This window comes from Candidatus Neomarinimicrobiota bacterium, from assembly GCA_012964825.1.
In the GTDB taxonomy this organism is placed as follows: Bacteria; Fidelibacterota; Marinisomatia; order Marinisomatales; family S15-B10; genus UBA2125.
The window spans coordinates 1-2,545 of record DTTI01000039.1; the positions used below are offsets into that span (position 1 = coordinate 1).

General features: G+C 46.6%; 3 protein-coding genes. All 3 read right to left on the reverse strand.

The genetic code is table 11. From position 1 onward, the window contains the following. Window positions 1-1,217: hydrolase (locus EYO21_03805; protein ID HIB02936.1), on the reverse strand; the 1,217-nt coding region annotated here is incomplete at its 3' end. Between the two features lie 187 nt (window positions 1,218-1,404). Beyond that, a complete protein-coding gene (locus EYO21_03810; GenBank protein ID HIB02937.1) occupies window positions 1,405-2,154 on the reverse strand; it encodes an outer membrane lipoprotein-sorting protein in 750 nt (249 codons plus the stop codon). Continuing rightward, on the reverse strand, window positions 2,154-2,545 hold a 392-nt coding region (locus EYO21_03815; protein HIB02938.1), incomplete at its 5' end, for an FtsX-like permease family protein. The genes EYO21_03815 and EYO21_03810, both read right to left, overlap by 1 nt.

Consider the following 2,545-nt stretch of genomic DNA (forward strand, 5'->3'; position numbering starts at 1 on the left):
GGAAGCTCCTTCTTCAGCCGCATGACAGAATAGTGATTCCCGTCCGTCACATCCTCCACTGCATCGGTGCGCATGCTGAGGGCACCCACCTTCATCCCGGCAAAGCTCCCCGTAAGCCTGCCTCCTCCAAGAATGGGAACCTGTGTTCCGCCTTCACTGATACCGATGCGGCGGCTGAAAAACATTTCAATGTCAGGCCCGAAAAAAGTGCCTCCCTCACCGACTGAAAAAAGGCCCGCATTTTCCAGGAAGAACGCTCGCTTTTCCGGAAAGAAAAGGCTGAAACGGTCCAGGTTAATCTGCTGTTCATCAGCCTCTACCTGGGCAAAATCGGTGTTGTAGGTCATATCCAAAGTGAGGCTGGATGTCACACCAAACTTTACATCCATGCCAAAATCACCGTCGTTGACAGTGGAGGATTCTTCTCCTTCATGCTTGTTTTGCTGACCCAAAGCATATGGCATTATTTTCAGGTTTCGAGGGATAGGGACATTCATACCTGTTAGGGTTCCCGCCGATACCAGACGGTTCATGGTAAATTGCCTTGGGATGGGGGCCCAGTGAACCTCTTCCTGTTTTCTTGCCACAACCCGTTGAAAATTGATTCCCCACGCCTGATCTTTTTCTATTTTATATCTCAGAGTTTTAAAAGGGATGGCAAATTCAGCGCTCCAACCGTAATCACCGATTTCTGTTTTCACCTGCCACACCGCATCCCAGTTCACGTTATATCCGCCACCAGTGCCTATGGAAAAACGTCTGGTCATGGCACCCTCTTCACCACCACCAGTGATCTGGGCATCATATTCTGTGCCGGCTGCATTGGTCCCAAAGACATAACCGTTCTGATAATCTTTAAAGGTATCAAGGAGGAACATGAAACTGTCCATGTTGTTCAGTGTTGCGTCCCTCCGGGTATCCGATATGATGATCCCGTCAGATTCGGTGTCGTAGCAGACCACGGACAGATAAAAGAATTCATCTGAATACATCACCTTAACAATGGTGTTTTCAGTTGCTGACTGACCCTCATCAGGTGCTTTCTGCGTGAATTTTTCCACCACAGGCAACCCCTCCCAAGCCGGGTCGTTTAGCACATCACCATCAATGACAGGATCAGACTGCACTTTCACCGCATTGGTGACATAGTCCGGATTCTGACCAAAACAGAAAGAGTACAATAATACAGGTACACACCACTTAGCCAAATTTTTCATAATTGCGTCAATCTAGTTTGAATATTCAGTTTTCCGCATTTACTGTGGCGTGACCCGCAACTCAGGAACCTAAAGTGGGCTCAGGTACCTTATTTCGGCGGCAATTTATCTCGGAAAGAGACGGACATCAAACGGTATAATTGAACATTATCAACCAGGTCATTTCCTGGCGTATCGCTTAGAAATATTATTTTCGGAGCATGGCTTTTTCAAAACGAGAATCGGGAATATCTGTGTCAAAAGCAATATCATCAATGATCCATTCCGTCCCTTTGCTGTTTTTTTTCAACTCATCCTTGAAAATGAACCGAGTTGGAAACCACCTGTCCTGAACTTTCTTAATGCCGTCCATGGAGGTTGACTTAAGTAACTTGCCACTTTTTGCATAGAGTTCTTCCTTCATAGGCAACAGGTATTCCGAATCCACCCAGGCACGACGTTTAGGGTATGACAATCCTGTCACCTTGGCTTCAAGAAAAAGTATCCAGTGCTTTCGGCCATCAATCATTTCCGATCCTTCAACTGTCGCCTCGTAAAGATCGGTTAAGGGCCGGTCTTCCATCATATCATTATATGACATGTCTGATCCCATAACAGATTGGCGCAACATGTGGCCGGAGAGCTGGATCACCCTATCCGTTTGGGGTGAGTATATCCATAGTTTATCTCCCGATTTCAACATCTTTGTGCCCGCTTCCCTGGGTGGTGCCAAATATTCCGTGTAGGCTTGGTTTATACCCTTAACCCAATTTCGGGATTTAATAGTCCTGCTGACCCGTCGACCGTGAACAATCATCTTGCTCGTGAGCACTCTGGTTTTGGCATTCAGATTCTTGTCCATGGCTCTCACCAATGCTTCCGCAGTCATGGCCGCTTCTTGCCCGGATGCCTCAACAGCAAACAATGTAGCCAATAATATATAAATCATGTTTTTCATCATGTTTCCAGTTCCTTGAAGAGTTGTGCCATCTCCCTTTTGTAAACGGCAAGGCCGGCCAGCATAGTGCCAAGGACTGTGGCTAAAACACCAGGTATGAACCCGATATAGTATAGATCTGGAGTCACCTGAGCATAAAAAATATTGGGCATAATCATGGACGAATTTGAAAGCGCTTCTATTCCCTTTGTATAATCTATACCATGCTCTTGCACATAATAGGTGAGCACAAGCCCAATTCCCGTACCAATTACTGTCCCAAATAGTCCTATGATCACAGCTTCAGAGATCAAAGAGCGGTACACCTGTCCCTTGGATTCACCCATAGCCAGTCGGAGACCCACTTCCCCATAGCGACGCAGACCATTCATAAGGCCCATATTCCAGAGCA